General features: G+C 42.8%; 19 protein-coding genes and 1 other annotated feature. Of the genes, 2 read left to right on the plus strand and 17 right to left on the minus strand.

Annotated elements, in window-relative coordinates; translation table 11 throughout:
- Positions 1 to 39 precede the first annotated feature (39 nt).
- From safA to nadB, 4 genes are all read right to left on the minus strand, one after another.
- Entirely contained in the window at positions 40 to 1,320 is a 1,281-nt protein-coding gene (gene safA / locus MHI33_RS14890; RefSeq protein ID WP_185107060.1) for a SafA/ExsA family spore coat assembly protein, read from the minus strand.
- Positions 1,321 to 1,451: 131 nt separating this feature from the next.
- Positions 1,452 to 2,561 carry a quinolinate synthase NadA gene (nadA, locus tag MHI33_RS14895; RefSeq protein WP_340912222.1) on the minus strand — a complete coding sequence of 370 codons (1,110 nt, stop codon included), beginning with the start codon at positions 2,559 to 2,561 and terminating at the stop codon, positions 1,452 to 1,454.
- A complete protein-coding gene (nadC, locus tag MHI33_RS14900) occupies positions 2,548 to 3,411 on the minus strand; it encodes a carboxylating nicotinate-nucleotide diphosphorylase (RefSeq protein WP_265208121.1) in 864 nt (287 codons plus the stop codon). The genes nadA and nadC overlap by 14 nt, the downstream gene beginning before the upstream one ends.
- Complete coding sequence (nadB, locus tag MHI33_RS14905) at positions 3,393 to 4,967, minus strand: L-aspartate oxidase (RefSeq protein ID WP_340912227.1); 1,575 nt, start codon at positions 4,965 to 4,967, stop codon at positions 3,393 to 3,395. Before nadB ends, nadC begins: the two co-directional genes overlap by 19 nt.
- A 94-nt stretch (positions 4,968 to 5,061) precedes the next feature.
- On the opposite strand from nadB, the gene MHI33_RS14910 reads away from it, so the two are divergent.
- Both MHI33_RS14910 and MHI33_RS14915 read left to right on the plus strand, forming a co-directional pair.
- Positions 5,062 to 6,204 (plus strand): IscS subfamily cysteine desulfurase, encoded by a 1,143-nt coding sequence (locus tag MHI33_RS14910; RefSeq protein WP_185107066.1) that lies wholly within the window; start codon positions 5,062 to 5,064, stop codon positions 6,202 to 6,204.
- A 3-nt stretch (positions 6,205 to 6,207) separates the two neighbouring features.
- On the plus strand, positions 6,208 to 6,750 hold the full coding sequence (locus MHI33_RS14915) for a transcription repressor NadR (RefSeq protein WP_050943655.1): 543 nt from the start codon (positions 6,208 to 6,210) through the stop codon (positions 6,748 to 6,750).
- Positions 6,751 to 6,774: 24 nt separating this feature from the next.
- On the opposite strand, the gene pheA is transcribed toward MHI33_RS14915, so the two are convergent.
- The 13 genes from pheA to mreC form a co-directional block, all read right to left on the minus strand.
- On the minus strand, positions 6,775 to 7,653 hold the full coding sequence (gene pheA / locus MHI33_RS14920; RefSeq protein WP_034661622.1) for a prephenate dehydratase: 879 nt from the start codon (positions 7,651 to 7,653) through the stop codon (positions 6,775 to 6,777).
- 18 nt (positions 7,654 to 7,671) lie between these two features.
- Complete coding sequence (locus MHI33_RS14925) at positions 7,672 to 8,115, minus strand: ACT domain-containing protein (protein WP_003216269.1); 444 nt, start codon at positions 8,113 to 8,115, stop codon at positions 7,672 to 7,674.
- A 55-nt stretch (positions 8,116 to 8,170) separates the two neighbouring features.
- Positions 8,171 to 9,457, minus strand: coding sequence for a GTPase ObgE (obgE, locus tag MHI33_RS14930; protein WP_012010757.1), 1,287 nt, complete (start codon positions 9,455 to 9,457; stop codon positions 8,171 to 8,173).
- Between the two features lie 30 nt (positions 9,458 to 9,487).
- The gene (locus tag MHI33_RS14935) at positions 9,488 to 10,072 is read right to left on the minus strand and encodes a sporulation initiation phosphotransferase B (RefSeq protein WP_012010758.1); all 585 of its coding nucleotides are present in this window, start codon (positions 10,070 to 10,072) and stop codon (positions 9,488 to 9,490) included.
- Between the two features lie 254 nt (positions 10,073 to 10,326).
- Entirely contained in the window at positions 10,327 to 10,611 is a 285-nt protein-coding gene (rpmA, locus tag MHI33_RS14940; RefSeq protein WP_003216586.1) for a 50S ribosomal protein L27, read from the minus strand.
- A 12-nt stretch (positions 10,612 to 10,623) separates the two neighbouring features.
- Positions 10,624 to 10,962, minus strand: a complete 339-nt coding sequence (locus MHI33_RS14945) for a ribosomal-processing cysteine protease Prp (protein WP_065098528.1) — start codon at positions 10,960 to 10,962, stop codon at positions 10,624 to 10,626.
- A 14-nt stretch (positions 10,963 to 10,976) separates the two neighbouring features.
- Positions 10,977 to 11,285, minus strand: coding sequence for a 50S ribosomal protein L21 (rplU, locus tag MHI33_RS14950; protein ID WP_003216781.1), 309 nt, complete (start codon positions 11,283 to 11,285; stop codon positions 10,977 to 10,979).
- 12 nt (positions 11,286 to 11,297) lie between these two features.
- Positions 11,298 to 11,370: a sequence feature (ribosomal protein L21 leader region), on the minus strand.
- A gap of 66 nt (positions 11,371 to 11,436) precedes the next feature.
- On the minus strand, positions 11,437 to 12,306 hold the full coding sequence (locus MHI33_RS14955) for a M50 family metallopeptidase (RefSeq protein WP_044140001.1): 870 nt from the start codon (positions 12,304 to 12,306) through the stop codon (positions 11,437 to 11,439).
- Positions 12,299 to 13,090, minus strand: coding sequence for a M23 family metallopeptidase (locus MHI33_RS14960; RefSeq protein WP_340912236.1), 792 nt, complete (start codon positions 13,088 to 13,090; stop codon positions 12,299 to 12,301). The genes MHI33_RS14955 and MHI33_RS14960 overlap by 8 nt, the downstream gene beginning before the upstream one ends.
- 313 nt (positions 13,091 to 13,403) lie before the next feature.
- Positions 13,404 to 14,207 (minus strand): septum site-determining protein MinD, encoded by an 804-nt coding sequence (gene minD / locus MHI33_RS14965; RefSeq protein ID WP_003216504.1) that lies wholly within the window; start codon positions 14,205 to 14,207, stop codon positions 13,404 to 13,406.
- 2 nt (positions 14,208 to 14,209) lie between these two features.
- Positions 14,210 to 14,893 carry a septum site-determining protein MinC gene (gene minC / locus MHI33_RS14970; RefSeq protein ID WP_340912239.1) on the minus strand — a complete coding sequence of 228 codons (684 nt, stop codon included), beginning with the start codon at positions 14,891 to 14,893 and terminating at the stop codon, positions 14,210 to 14,212.
- A 54-nt stretch (positions 14,894 to 14,947) separates the two neighbouring features.
- Complete coding sequence (mreD, locus tag MHI33_RS14975) at positions 14,948 to 15,466, minus strand: rod shape-determining protein MreD (RefSeq protein WP_034661648.1); 519 nt, start codon at positions 15,464 to 15,466, stop codon at positions 14,948 to 14,950.
- On the minus strand, positions 15,463 to 16,362 hold the full coding sequence (mreC, locus tag MHI33_RS14980) for a rod shape-determining protein MreC (protein WP_003216396.1): 900 nt from the start codon (positions 16,360 to 16,362) through the stop codon (positions 15,463 to 15,465). Before mreC ends, mreD begins: the two co-directional genes overlap by 4 nt.
- Positions 16,363 to 16,381 lie beyond the last annotated feature (19 nt).

A 16,381-nucleotide genomic window follows, 5' to 3' on the forward strand; every position in this document is an offset into this window, starting at 1 on the left:
AAACAAAAAAAGGAACGATTGAGATCGCTCCTTCTGTCATTACTCTTCTTCGTCTTCCTCTGGTCTTGCAAAAACAGATTGACCTGGATATGGCTGCATATAAGGCTGAGCTGGATAAGCCCCCATTTGGCCATAAGGTACAGGATTCGGGTAATGTCCTGGCCACGGCTGATGCTGCTTCATGCCATCATCACATCCGCAGTCTTCCTTGCCGTAAGCTTCATTTGAAACATTTGGATAAAAGCCTTGATTCACGTTCGCATTGACATTTGCGTTGGCATTGGCATTTGGATGCATATGATGGTGCCAGTGATGCCCGTCGTTTGCATGATGTTCATAATGTTCTCCGTAATAAGCTGGCGCTTGATACGCAGGAAAATATGGCTGCGCTGGGTATGGATATGGCATCATGTGATGATGGTGATAATAAGGCTGGATAGGATAACAAAGACCTGACCCTGGTAAAATTGGCGATGCTGGCACCATTTGCTGCGGATATGGATACATTGCCGGCATGTAATGACCATGACCATAATAAGGATCATATGCGTCATGATGCTGGTGATGGTGATGATGTTCCTTATTCTCAGCCATTCCCCCTACCGCTGCGCCTCCTACATTCGGCATTTGCGGAAAATTAGGAAGGTTTGGGTAATTGCTGTGTTCCATATCTTTTCCCTCCTCCTTTTGATGCGGAATATGAATAAACGGATCATACCCCTTTGCCACATCATCTTTTAAATGACCTTTATTTTCATCATAAAAATGGTCTTTGTTATCTTGATAGTTCTTATTTTCATGATGGAAATGATCCTTGTTATCTTTATGCTCCTTATTCTCATAATGAACATGATCTTTATGATCCTTTTTGTCATGAGCATGATCTTTCTTTTCATGAACGTGATCTTTTTTCTCATGATGTTCTTTTTTGGGAGGAGGCGTGAATGGCTGGTAGAGATTGGTCTGATAATAGTTCACATCGACTTGCGGAAAAACTGGCTGCTCGATCTTTGGCACTGGCGGTACATAAGGTACAGGTTCGTTTGGCTTTTCTTTCGGCTTCGTATCTTGCACTTGCACGACATCTTTTGGCTTTTCTTTCACATACGGATGTTCTTTCGGCTTTGGCATTTCTTTTGCTTTCTGATGATCTGTTTTTACAGGAACACCACTAGATGGAATCTTGATCTTCATACCCGGCATGATCAAATCTGGATTACTGAGCTGTGAATTTAGTTTTTTCAATTCTTGAAAGTCGACTCCGTATTTCTTTGAAATTTTCCAAAGGGAGTCTCCTTTTTGCACAATATGAATTTTCAACGTTTTCCCCTCCTATGCAAAACGTGAACGTAACGGTTATGTCAGAAGTACAATATGTTTCACCATAAATTTATGCCTATTTACAAGCTAATATGATAAAAACTTGTTTTCTGATAGGAGGGGCTGATTCATTATTTAATGGCGAGCATTTTATTCAGTGCAAGTAAAGCGTCTTTTGTCGTGTCTTCATTGACTTGAATCAAACCGACCGGATCACCTTTCTCTATGCTTTCTAGTGACCATAACAAATGAGGGAGATCGATCCGATTCATCGTCAAACATGGACACATATCCGGATTGAGGGATTCGATTTGTTTATCTGGATGCTGATCTATGATCCGCTTAACCAAATTCATCTCTGTTCCAATCGCCCACTTGCTTCCTGCTGGTGCTTCCTTGATCGTATCAATAATAAATTTCGTTGAACCGGCAAGATCAGAAGCCGTGACGACTTCATGCGTGCACTCTGGATGGACAAGAATTAGAATGTCACGGTCTCTTTTTCTCGTTTCTTCAATATTTCGCACCGTAAATTTCTCATGGACAGAGCAATGGCCTTTCCATAAAATCATCTTGATGCGGGAAAGCGGCTGATCGGTGATGAGCCTTTCTTCTATTTGATCCCAGACAGCCATTTCTTCAAGTGAAATGCCTAAATCAAAGGCCGTATTACGCCCTAAATGCTGATCAGGGAGAAACAGAATCCGCTCTTTTTGTGTGAGCGCCCACTCCAGCACTTTTTTAGCGTTTGATGATGTCACAGTGGCCCCGCCATGCTTTCCGACAAATGCTTTAATATCAGCTGTTGAGTTGACATACGTAAGTGGAAGAATTGTCTCCCCAAACAGATCAGTGAGCTGCTCCCATGCTCTATCCGTTTGTTTCATGTTTGCCATATCTGCCATTGAACAGCCTGCTCTCATATCTGGCAATAGAACCTTTTGATTTTTATTTGACAGCATGTCTGCCGTTTCAGCCATGAAGTGAACACCGCAGAACACAATGTACTCCGCTTCCTTGTTGTCCGCGGCTATTTGTGCGAGCTGCAATGAATCTCCTGTTGCATCTGCGAATTGGATGACTTCATCCTTTTGATAATGATGCCCTGGTATAAAAAGCTTTGATCCAAAGGCTCGTTTAATGTCTAACACACGCTGCTTCATCTCATCAACAGAGCGGTGTTTATATTCTTCTGGCATCATGGCTGCATGTTGATTCGCAAGTACATCAAGCAGTGACATGAGTTGTTCCCCCTTTATGACTGAATTCCATATTCATACTAAAATCAAATGCTGGAGCAGAATGTGTCAGAAAACCAAGTGAAATAAGGTCGACACCTGTCCCTCTGTAACTTGGCAATGTCTCTAGCGTGATACCTCCTGAAGCCTCGGTCAGAATTGTCTCAGGCGTCATTTGTTTAAAACGTTTGACTTCGTCCGGAGAGCAGTTGTCAAACATGATGACATCGGCTTTTGCATCAATGGCTTCCTTTAGCTGCGTTTCTGATTCAATTTCTACTTCAATTTTCACCATATGACCGGCATATGCTCTTGCTTTCTCTACTGCTTCACGAATAGAGCCGCATGCGGCGATATGATTATCTTTAATCATTACCCCATCTGATAAGCCGAAGCGATGATTCTTTCCCCCACCTGTCTTCACAGCGTATTTCTCTAACATACGCAAGCCGGGCGTCGTTTTTCTCGTATCACAAATCGTAATCGACGGGTCCGATAATCGCTGCACTGCTTCATGTGTTAAAGTGGCGATACCTGTCATGCGCTGCAAGACATTCAAAATGACCCGTTCTCCTTTTAATAAGTCGCTGACTGGTCCTTTTATTTTCGCCAGCACTGCCCCTGAATGAATCCAATCACCTTCTTCAAAAAACAACTCAGCCTGAATCTGTTCATTCAGCAGGCGGTACCCTATGTCAATGACTTGAGAACCTGCCAATACACCCGATTGTTTTGCGATGATATAGGCTGTTCCTTTCTTTTCTCCAAAAATGCCATCAGCAGATACATCTCCAAAGCCAATATCTTCTGTGAAAAAATGAGTCAGCATTTGTTTTAACTGTAAACGTTCCATTTGGCACCGATCCTTTCATTTTTCATCATGTGAATGTGGCCTTTTTCATGGACAATCTGCATGCTCCTCCACAAAGCATCATTCCGCTTTGGATAATCCATTCGATAATGGCCGCCTCTGCTTTCTGTACGAAGTAATGCAGACTTCACAAGGCAAATCGCTAATGTCCATTGATTACTTAATTCGATCTGTCGGCTTGTGATATTCTTCACATTCACTTGCTGATAAGGGACTTGCTGTAATGTTTGAAGCAAGGTCTTTAGCCCTTTTTCTTCTCTTACAATTGCGGCATATGTCGTCATCCATTGTCTCAACTGATCCCCTGAAATCTCTGGCACGGACCATACTTCTTGAATAGAGAAAGAAGGGATTGTTTTTTTCTTTTTAGGTATTTGTTCAATTCTCTGTGCCGCTTTGTTTCCTAAAACGAGACCTTCCAAGAGAGAATTACTCGCCAATCGGTTCGCTCCGTGTAAGCCTGTACAGGCTGCTTCTCCGATAGCAAAAAGAGATGGAAGCGTCGTTTCGCCATATTCATTCACGCAGATTCCGCCCATTAAAAAATGCATACCAGGGGAAACTGGGAGCCTGCCGCTTGCCATATCGACACCTGCCCGCTCACACATTGCAGCAATGGCTGGAAAACGAACTGAGAAATGTGGAATTTCGCTGATATTGAGATACAGATCATGACCTAATTGCTGCTCATGAAAAATAGCTCTAGCGACAATATCTCTAGGCGCTAAATCAGCTTGTGGGTGAATGCCTTTCATGATCCTCCTGCCTGTTTCATCTTCTAAATAGGCTCCCTCTCCTCGGACTGCCTCTGAAACGAGACCGACTGTTTTTCCAGCGATCGTCAAGAGGGTGGGATGAAATTGAACAAATTCGAGATCAGCTAATTGTGCTCCGGCTCGATAAGCCATCATCAGTCCGTCTCCTGTTATAGAAGGGTCATTTGTGTTTGTTTCATATAGGGAGCCGCAGCCGCCCGTGGATAAAACAACGGCATCTGCGGTCATAGTATGTACGCGATCTTTCTCGTCTTTCCAGACCACTCCTATGCAGGTTCCTTCGTGAACGAGCAGATCAACGACATGGGAATTTTCATATAAATGAATATGTGAGCCAAGCTGATTTTTTAAATACTGCACGAGGGTTTTACCTGTTTGGTCTCCTCCTGCATGCAAAATGCGATGAGTCGTATGCTCCCCCTCTTTACCTAATTGCGGCACGCCCGTCTCCGTTTGATCAAATGGACAGCCTTCTTCTACGAGCTGCTCCACCATATGCTTTCCAAGACTTACAATCTCTTGTACCGCCCTTTCATCATTGTGATCACAGCCGGCAGCTAATGTGTCTTGTACATGCTGATGAACAGAATCCTGTGCTGAAAAGGCAGCAGCGATTCCTCCTTGTGCAAGCATGGAATTACTAGAGGAAAATTGTTTTTTTGTCATCATGATGACTTGGCAGCTTGCTGAAATGGTTTTTGCAAAGGAAAGCGCTGCAATGCCTGATCCCACCACAATGATTTTTTTGATTGATGACACCATCGCCCCTCCTGTCATTTACACCTGTCTTGACACATATCATTACACAACACTACAATAAATACAAGAAAAAATTTTCTCATAGGAGATGGATGGATTGGTTTATTTAGATTACGCAGCTTCTACACCTGTTTCGGAGGAGGCACTGCATGTATTTCAGCAGCTAAGTAAAGATTGCTACGGGAATGCAAGTAGTCTACATGATGCAGGTGGAAGAGCAAATGACATACTGACTTACAGCAGACAATCAATCGCTGCCATTCTTGAGGGCGAACCAGAGGGCATCTACTTTACAAGCGGTGGAACGGAATCCAATCTTCTTGCGATTCAATCGATGGCAAATGGTCTGCCAGCAGACAGGCAGCATGTCATCACAACTTCTGTAGAGCATCCTTCTGTTCATCATGCGGTTAAGAGCTTAGAGCGTCTTGGCGCGAAGGTTACGATCATTGAACCGAATCAAGATGGGATCATCACTCAGGACATTCTCAAAGATGCATTATTGCCTGAAACAGGATTAGTATCTATCCAGCATGCTAATTCAGAAACAGGGATTATCCAGCCGCTCGCTGAATTAGCACCCATTTTAAAAGAAAGGCACATTCTTTTTCATACAGATGCCGTGCAAACATTCGGAAAGGTTCGTGTGTCCATCAAGGAGCTTGGGGTTGATGCTGTATCCATATCGAGCCATAAAGTGTATGCACCTAAGGGCGCTGGTGCTGTCTATATGGGTGCTCATGTTCCTTGGAAGCCACTATATTCAGGTGCAGTTCAGGAAAATGGCTTCCGCCCTGGAACAGTGAACGTTCCATGCATCGGTGCTTTTGCTGCTGCGAGCGAACAATTGATACTTAAGCTAGATGAGCAAAAGCGGCAAAATGAGCAGCTTCGTGATTATTTTCATCAGCAGCTGAAAATGAGACAGCTTCCTGTTCGTACACTTCAGAACAATGGCAATCGCCCTATGTTGCCTCATATTATTGGTTGTTTTTTTGAAGGGTTTGAAGGACAATATGTAATGTTAGCATGTAACCGGCATGGGATTTGTATATCGACTGGAAGCGCATGTGCTTCTGGTTATCATCATCCTTCCCCGGCTGTGAAGGCATTGCACGTATCAGATCGTGATGCTCTTCAATTCATTCGACTATCATTTGGATCGAAGTCGTCAAAAGAGGACATCGATCAGCTTTTGCATACATTTGAACAATTGCAAAAGGAGAAGAAAGGAGCATAAGACGTGGAGCAAGAGAGGAAACTCATTGGCGAAGAGAGAAGAAACGCCATTTTAGAGTGGTTGAAAGAAACAGATACACCGCTCACCGGAAGCTTTTTGGCTAAAAAGGCGGCTGTCTCTCGACAAGTCATTGTACAAGATATCTCACTATTGAAAGCAAAAAACGAACCCATTATTGCCACAAGTCAAGGCTATGTGTATATGGCATCTCAGCATGCGCCAGAAAGAGAAATTGAACAAATCATCGCCTGCAAGCATGATCCTGTTCGTACAGAAGAGGAACTGACCTTAATTGTAGACTTTGGTGTGACGGTAAAAGATGTGATTATAGAGCACCCTGTTTACGGTGAACTAACGGCCTCTATTCGCGTCAGCACCCGCAAGCAAGTAGCTGATTTCGTTCATCACATTTCTAACACGGGCGCCTCCTACTTGTCAGAACTAACAGACGGCGTGCATTTACATACACTCACTTCTTACAGTCAAAAGCAGCTTGACCAAGCCATCCAAGCGCTCGATGATGCTGGCTTTTTAATTAAAGACTAAAAAAATAGTGTCCCTTATAGGACACTATTTTTCATTCGTTAGTTCATATGTTTGGTAGCTGCCGAGCAATTTGACTTCACAGCCAATCGCTTCTAATTCCTGAATCGCACCAGGGACAAGGACATCATCCATTTCTTTTTCTATATCTATAATAAATAAATAGTGTCCAAGACCAGTTTTTGTTGGACGAGATTCAATTTTTGACAAGTTGAGATTTCGCCAAGAAAAGGCAGATAACACGCGGTGCAATGCACCTGATTGGTCATCCTTTGGCAGACTGACGACAATGGTCGTTTTTGGCTTCGATGAGAACCCTGCATTCATTGGGAACGATGCTTTAGGATCTTTATGTAAAATAACAAAGCGTGTATGATTGTGCGGATAATCATGAATGTCTTTTTTTGCAATCGTTAAACCATACGTTTGTGCGGCAATTTCATTCGCAATGGCCCCAGCAGCCTCATCCGGATGCTCACTGATATATTTCGCTGCATAACCTGTTGATTCAACTGGACGATGCGGAATATCCGGGTACTGCTTTTTCAGAAATTGATGACACTGGGCAATCGCGTGCGGATGTGATTGGATCACATCTAATGTCTCCCAGCTTTCCGCTCTTGATGGGTGGACAAGCAAATGCTGCCGAATCGGTGCTGTCATTTCACCAACAATGGACAGCGCTTCTTCATGAATTAAATAATCAATCGTTAAGTTCACAGATCCTTCGAGTGCATTTTCAAGTGGAACGACCGCCAAATCGACTTCGCCTTTTGACACAGCATCCATACATTGCGGAATCGTTGCATAGGCACGCTGCACTGCATCTGCTGGAAAGCAAGAGCATACGGCCAAATGAGTAAATGTTGCCTCTGGTCCAAAATAACCTACAGTTAATTGCTTCATCTGCTATGATCTCTCCTTTTACGCCCCAGAACCTAGAATTTCAACTTTTTCGACAAATTCAAGTTTTCTTAATTGATTCATGACTGTATTGATATCATCTGCCATACCAGCCGTGCTAATGGATAGGGTGACATTTGCTCTTCCTTGCAGCGGAATCGTTTGGTGAATGGATAACACATTACAGCCAGAGTCAGCCACAATTTGAAGCAGTCTTGACAGAGCCCCAGACCGATCCTCAAGGTGGAAAAACAATGTGATGATCTGCTCTTTCACCATCGTATAAAATGGAAAAACAGCATCTCTGTATTTATAAAAAGCACTGCGACTTAAATCCGCTTGTTGAACAGCATCAGCAACTGAATCCGCTTTTTTGCGATCGAGAAGCTTTTTAACTTCAAGCGTTTTTCGCATCGCATCTGGAAGGACATCCTCTCTTACTAAATAGAACGTTTCTTCTTTCACCTGTTTTCTCCCCTTTTAAAAACGGGAGAGCCCATGGACTGGACCCTCCTTTTGATCAATCAATAAATTCAAATTCAAATTCAAGCAGACGAATGATGTCGCCGTCTTGTGCACCACGCTCACGTAAGGCATCATCGACGCCCATTCCGCGCAGTTGTCTAGAGAATCGTTTCACGGACTCATCTCTTGAGAAATCTGTCATCTTAAACAGTCGCTCAAGTGCTTTACCCGTTATGACAAATGTACCATCAGGATCTCTTGTGATCTCAAATGGTGCATCTCCCTCATCAAACCTGTACATCACGCGGTTATCAGACAGTTCCTCTTCATTATAAAGCGGGAATTCCGGTGTTGTTTCAAGCTGATTGGCGATTTCAAATAAAAGCTCACGAAGCCCTTCTCTTGTGATCGCACTAATTGGAAACACTTTATAGTCATCCGTTAATTTTTCTTTAAATGCCGCTAGATTGTCAGCTGCATCTGGCATGTCCATTTTGTTCGCTACAATGATTTGTGGACGCTCAGTCAATCTCATATTGTATTGCTCAAGCTCTTCATTAATCGTCACATAATCTTCGTACGGGTCACGTCCTTCAAGTGCTGACATATCAATCACATGGACAATGACACGTGTCCGCTCAATGTGGCGTAAAAATTGATGACCTAAGCCAACGCCTTCGTGCGCGCCTTCGATCAGTCCTGGCAGATCCGCCATGACGAAGCTTCGGTTATCATCTGTTTCGACAACTCCTAGGTTCGGCACAAGCGTAGTGAAATGATAATCCGCAATTTTCGGTTTCGCAGAAGAGACAATTGAAAGCAGCGTTGACTTCCCGACACTTGGGAAACCAACAAGCCCAACATCTGCAAGTACTTTTAATTCTAAGATGACGTCACGCTCTTTACCTGGCTCGCCATTTTCAGAAAGCTGTGGCGCAGGGTTTGCCGGTGTTGCAAAACGTGAATTTCCTCGTCCGCCTCGTCCGCCTTTTGCAATGACTGCCCGCTGTCCATGCTCTGTTAAGTCTGCGAGTACTTGTTCCGTCTCTGCATCCGTCACAACTGTACCGGGCGGAACTTTGACAATCATTTCTTCCGCATTTCGACCATGCTGGTTTTTACTCATTCCGTGCTCGCCGCGATCCGCCTTAAAATGGCGTTTGTAACGAAAGTCCATCAATGTTCTAAGTCCCTCGTCTACTTCAAATACAACATCTGCACCATTTCCACCATCGCCGCCAGCCGGTCCACCTTTTGGCACATATTTTTCACGACGAAACGCCACCATACCGTTTCCGCCGTCACCGCCTTTAACATACACTTTAACCTGATCTACAAACATAACTTCCTCCGTTTCTCTGCATCACATATCTCATTCTTGCCTCAAACAAAGCTCGATCATGGACTCATGACTTGTCACATGAAATTGAACTACACTCATACATGGATAGTTTGCGTCATGAAACGCATTTAACGCATCCAAACTTGTTAATTTTCCTTTGAAATCAAAATATAAGACCACATCATTCTCTTCATGATCTGTTTGGAACGTGACCGTTAAATGATTTTCAGTTTTTTGGCAAACTGATTGATCGAATATCGAAAACAACTCCTGTGATACCGTTAGCAGCTGCGATTCATATGCTGATAAGTCTCGGGTTTCACCAAGCACTTCGTATTCTAAGGTGATAAAATGCGACTCCCAATTAAATGTTAGAAAGTAATAGGCCAATTGGGGAATTTTTAAATTTGAGAGTTTGGATTCATGCTGTGCTTCAATGACCATTTCTTCTATAATTTCAAACACACGGTCATATTTTTCTAATGTCAAGTTGCCCTTGATCAGCTGCAATTTATTCATCCAGTCATGTCTTGAACGACTGAGCAGATAGATCAATTCATTTGTTAATGCAACGTGAGTTAATTTTTCGTTTTGTTTACTTGATATCTCTTCCATTATCGCACTCCCAATCGTTTGGTCTCTCTTTTAGGAGTCTTATCATCACTATGTCTCCCTGAATTATAACAGAGAAGACAGCATAGAAAAACACTAGTTATGTGAGGAAAGGTTGTTTTTTCTGATCTATAGGAGAAAATGAGGCAAAGTCAGCAAACGTTCTTTGATATTGATGGAGTGCATCTCTTTTTCATCTTCGATACTACTTGTAAAAAGTGAAAAAAACTCCAGTCAATGACCGGAGTTTTTAGCAATTATTGTGCCGCAGGATATACGCTCACTTTTTTACGGTCACGACCGAAACGTTCGAATTTAACTGTTCCGTCGATTTTAGCGAAAAGAGTGTCGTCGCCTCCGCGTCCAACGTTTTCACCTGGATAGATTTTAGTTCCACGTTGACGATAAAGGATAGAACCACCAGTTACGAATTGACCATCAGCACGTTTAGCGCCTAAACGTTTAGACTCAGAGTCACGTCCGTTCTTTGTAGAACCTACCCCTTTTTTAGATGCGAAAAATTGAAGATCTAATCTAAGCATGAAGTTCACCTCCTATTTTTTTGTAGATATTCTCACATAATCGTGATAATCTCGTTCGATTGTTTCTAAGGAAACGACCATGCCTTCTAAAAGCAGCTGGGCTTTTTCAAAGGATACTGGATCTGTATCAGCTGGCAATTCAAAAGAGAAATAGCCGCCTTCGTCACCAATATCGAGCAGAGGGTCCAATCCTGCCAGTGCAATAATTGAATTGACTGAGCCGAAAACAACAGCAGATACTCCTGCACAAACGAGATCCTGACCTTTTTCAGCAAACTCGGCATGTCCAGTCATCTGAAAAGACGTAATGCTTTCATCTGCTGCCGACCGAGTAATGGTTGCTTTGATCATATCACTCACACGCCTTAAGCGTTGATTTTTTCGATAACAACTTTAGTGTAAGGTTGACGATGACCTTGTTTCTTGTGGTTGTTTTTCTTCGGTTTGTACTTGAACACAGTAATTTTCTTACCGCGACCTTGTTTTTCAACTTTAGCCGTTACTGTTGCTCCAGCAACTGAAGGGTTACCCACTTTGACAGTGTCTCCGCCGACAAACAATACGTTTTCAAAAGTTACTGTTTCACCTGCTTCAGCAGCTAGTTTTTCAACATAAACAGTTTGACCTTCTTCAACTTTTACTTGTTTACCACCAGTTTCGATAATTGCGTACATCTCTGCACCTCCTAATAAACTCAGACTCGCCGAATACAGGGGGCCTTAGGCTCTTTACACCTGCTTCGCGCGGTTGTAGCACGGGTGCTACATATCCATAACATTAAAAAATATATCAAATTAGACGCAGAATGTCAACGTATTTTCATCACTAGTACGGCAAAAGAAGCTCTTCCATTGAGGAGGTGGTTCTTCGATCTGAAAAATACGCATGAAGCAGTTCATTTTCGTCAAGCTGGCTCATTTTCACTCCATCTCTTTCAATAATAATCGGATGCTTACAGCCTCTTTGGAATCGCGCCATTACTTCATATACTTTTTCCTCAGCGCTCGCTCTCAGCGGAATCAGCTTTTCTACCTTTTGCTCTTTTTTACCGTAATAGCGTTCTAGTAAAAAACGAACCCTGACATAATGCCGCTGCCGGTGCTCCATCACGAGTGAATAGGCTAAAAAGGTAAGCAGCACCCAGCCGTTAAATTGAAGCGGCGCAAACAAAAGTAATCCGCCTGTCAATAGAATGAAAAAGACAAGGGAGCCTTTTATGGCAAGGGCATGTGCACGTTGGAACGGGTAATATGCTGATAAGAGCAAAAAGAATAATTTTCCGCCATCTAGCGGCCAAATCGGCAAAAGATTCACAAGGAAAATCGCCATATTATAAAAAGTGAACATCGTAAAAATGTCGTGTGAAATAAAAGAAGCTTCCATGAAAAACCATGCCATAAGCTGGAGCGGTACATGCTGGAGCGGCCCGCATAAAATGACCGCCAGCTCTTCCTTTAGCGGGCGGTTCCCATGCTCTTCTACTTCTACCGCTCCGCCAAACGGGAGTAGAAAAATCCGCCGAATGCGCCAATGATAATAGCAAGCAGCCGCTGCATGTCCAAGCTCATGGACAAAGACGATAATGAGCAGACAAAGCAGCGGCTTGATTTGACCAGAGAGAATCGCAAACGCCATTACAATCCACAGCAGCGGATGAATGTGAATTTTCGTCAGCATGATCAGCCATCTATTCAAAGGTCATCACCTGAATAGGATCGATAAACTGTTCATTTTGCTTAATGGCAAAGTAATATGTGCCCTTTCCTTGATCATCAAGTGAGATCTGGCCAATTTTCTCACCCTTATCGACAAAATCGTATAAAGCCACATTGGCTTCCTTTAATTGACCGTACCAGCTATAGCTGTTATCCGCATGCTGCACGACCACTGTCAGCCCTGTGTCACTTTTCTTTTTCACTTCTACTACATAGCCTTCCTTCATACTGTCAATCGCTTCAGCCGATGTTTCGACTTTGACACCTGCTCCATTTTGCATAAAGGATTCCTGCACTTTTCCAGAAGCAGGTACGGCCAGTTCTTGGTTCGCTTGTACATCTTTTTGGTCTTCCTTTTTGTCTGTTAAAAAGGCAAGGGGGTTTCCAACTGTTTTCTCAAACCAGCGATTGGCAGCAGCAAATTGAAAATCTTGCTCAAAGGTCTGCGTAATGATCGGCTTCAGCTGCTGAAACGGCCCTGCCTGACCTTTAAATGAAATGGCTGCAATCAAGACAAGGGATGCAGATAATAAACACTTCAGCACAAAGGCATTGGGGTTAAATAGCGGATGCTGATATTTCTTCGGCTGATGAGACGACGATTCAAAGGAAGACGACCCTGAATGCTTTTCTTCCTCTGTCAGCATGACCCATGGAGGGATATCTTCTTTTTTCTTAAAAGTCGTCTTCTTAGATGGAGCAGCTGACTGCTTCGTTTTGCGGCGCTGCGCGATTTTCTTTCGGTACTCGTCCACTCTTTTCATGAGATCACCCTTTACATACAAACAGTTTGTACATTTTATGTGACGACCTCATCTGATATGCAACAAAAAGACCGATTCTGATCGAATCGGTCTTAGATTGTTGACAAAGGGCTAAAATGATGTTTATTTTAGCCCTTTGTCTTCTTTTCAGCGTGATAGAAAACCTTTGAAGTCTAGGAAGGGTCGAGCACTGGCGCGGAGCGAATTGAACATTCGTGAGCACCAGCGCGCAGACCTGACAACGAATGCGAGGGTTTGTCTACACGCTGAAACCGATTCTGATCGAATCGGTCTCATCTTACCTGAATGCTTATTAAGCTCTTACACCAAAAAATGCTTTCAGCTTAGCAAACATTCCTTTGTTTTCATCTTCAAATGATTGAAGTGGAACAGATTCGCCTAGTACGCGGCGGGCGATATTACGATATGCAATCGAGACTTTATTTTTAGCATCCATGACAATCGGTTCACCATTGTTTGAAGCCTTAATCACGTCGTCATCATCAGCGACAATGCCAAGAAGATCAATCGATAAGTGATGGACAACTTCATCCACATCCATTGAATCGCCACTTTTCGCCATGTGTGTACGAATACGGTTGACAATCAAACGAGGTGGTTCGATATCTTCTTGTTCTAACAAGCCGATGATACGGTCGGCATCTCTCACAGCTGAGATCTCAGGCGTCGTCACGACAATTGCCTTATCTGCACCAGATACAGCATTTTTAAAGCCTTGCTCAATTCCAGCAGGGCAATCAATGACGACATAATCAAAGTCTTGTTTCAATGATTGAATTAATTCTTTGATCTGCTCTGGTTCTACAGCCGTTTTATCACTTGTTTGAGCAGCGGGTAAAAGATACAAAAGATCCTCGAAACGCTTATCTTTTACAAGCGCTTGGTGAATTTTACATCTTCCTTCTACTACGTCGACTAGATCATAAATAATGCGGTTCTCAAGCCCCATCACGACATCTAAATTCCGAAGGCCAATATCGGTATCAACTAGACACACCTTTTTCCCTTGAATTGCTAGTGCTGTGCCTAAGTTTGCAGATGTTGTTGTTTTGCCAACGCCGCCTTTTCCTGAGGTAATCACAATAGCCTCGCCCAATTTCACATTCCTCCCTCAAGCCTTGTCAGATTAGGTCTTATATGAGCCAATTGCTGCAGGCGTTCAATGATCATGTTGCCATCTATATCTAAATAAGCACATTCCATTTCATTTCCATCTTCTTTTTGATCTGGTGCACGGTTAAACACTTGTGCGATGCGAAGCTGTGTTGGAATCATATGAGATGCCGCAATGACAGCTTGTTTATTCCCATTACATCCAGCATGTGCCACGCCTTTTAAAGCGCCGAGCACAAAAATATTTCCCCCTGCACGAATCGTTCCGCCAGGATTGACATCTCCTACTAATAAGAGATCTCCTTCAACATACAGTACCTGTCCAGAGCGCACAATTTTGGCTACAGAGGTAATTTCGGCCTCTGCTTTTAATCGTCTCGCCTCTTCAGTTGACATGACGTCACTTTCAATAGAGTGAATGACGAGATGTTCATTTTCAGAGACTGCTTCAGTCAAACGCATTTCCTGATCCTCTGTTAAATACCGAAAACCAAGCTTAATATGCACATTAACCTTATGACCTTCCCTTCCATCTGTATATTGCTCAAGTAAAAGAACCTCTCGCAAGCCAGAAAGAAGGTCATCAAACGAACAGTCATCATTTAACTGTAATGTTAATCCGTTTTTTGTACCTTTTATTGTCACATATTGCTGTTTTTGAGTTTTCAAGATGCTCACCTCAACAACATACTCATTTCGCCGTATTTGGACAAACTCCTGCTTTTATTCGTCGATCAGTCCTTGTTTCATATTGATGAAAAAGAGCCTAAGCGGCACAACAAGTATGAGAGACGCAGCAGTATTTAAAAGAATCGTTGGAATAAAGCGTTCGATGACATACGTATTAAACGGCATAATACCTGGTTGAATTGTCGCTTGAACGCCGTATACATAAAACTCCATCACGGAAACAGCAATAATCGACAGAAAGACGACCACTAACATATTCGTTTGCAAAACTTTAAAGGCTTTCGCTAGCAAATAGCAGAGCGCTCCAAAGCCAAACATATGAACACCAAGTATGCCTGTATACGAAATATCATATAAAAGTCCAAAGATAAAACCGAAAATCACACCATATTTTTGATTCACAAAAGCCGTCATAAATACAAGTGCGAGTAAGATGAAATGAGGAGCTAAAATTTGATTGTCTGAAACAAATGGGAGCTTCACTAGATCGACAAAAATACTGTCAAATACGAAGATAAACAACATGACGAAAGCAAGAAGGACACGTCTCACGAGCCTTCCTCCTTCGTCAATTCTGATGCATCTGCCGTACTTGAGCTGCGATTCACCACAATCACGCGGTCTAAATTGTTGAGTTCAGCCGCTGGTTCTACATAAATGATTTTTGTCAGGCCGTAATGATCTGGCTCGATTTCACTCACCTTACCAATCGTCAAGCCTTGAGGGAATACGCCCCCTGCTCCAGATGTTTCAACAAGATCTCCTTTTTTGACATCTCCATCTGCATCAGATTTCAGAATATTCATTGTCAGCATTTTTTTCTTACTGTCATAGCCGTTAATAATTCCGTTGAGTTCTTCTTTGCCCTTTTTCGCAAAAATTTTCGTTGAAATTCTATTATTTTGGTCAGTAGAGCTTAGCAACCTTACAGTCGAAGTAAAATTGTTGAGCTTATCACTTTCAATTTTCCCAATTAACGCACCACTCTCATTTGTGACCGCCATATCTTTGTCAACGCCTTGTTTTTTCCCTTTATCAATCATGACAAAGCTATCCCAAAGGGACGGGTTTCTCGCGATAACCGTAGATAGAATTGGCGTATAATCACGAATAGAGTTCACATAACCGAGCTGCTTGCGTAGCTTTTTGTTCTCATCTTCTAGTTCTTGAAGCTTCGCCTCATATTGGGTTTGTCCATCAAGTTTTTTTCGAAGACGTTCGTTTTCATCGTATGTGTTCTTTAAATCTTGTACGTTCCCATAAATACCGGCGATAAATTGTGATGGTTTATGAAAGACACCTTGAAAAAAGCCTGTCGTATCCCCCACTAATTTTTCCGGCCATGAAGCACCTCTGCCGCTTTTCACTGAAAAACCAATCATGGCCACCAGTACGATGACACAGACAAGGAGCAACATTAATCTTTTATTCATAAAAAACTGCGGCATGTCTTACACCTCTTTATTT

It is taken from the genome of Bacillus sp. FSL K6-2971 (assembly GCF_038006405.1).
Lineage (GTDB): Bacteria > Bacillota > Bacilli > Bacillales > Bacillaceae > Bacillus > Bacillus pumilus.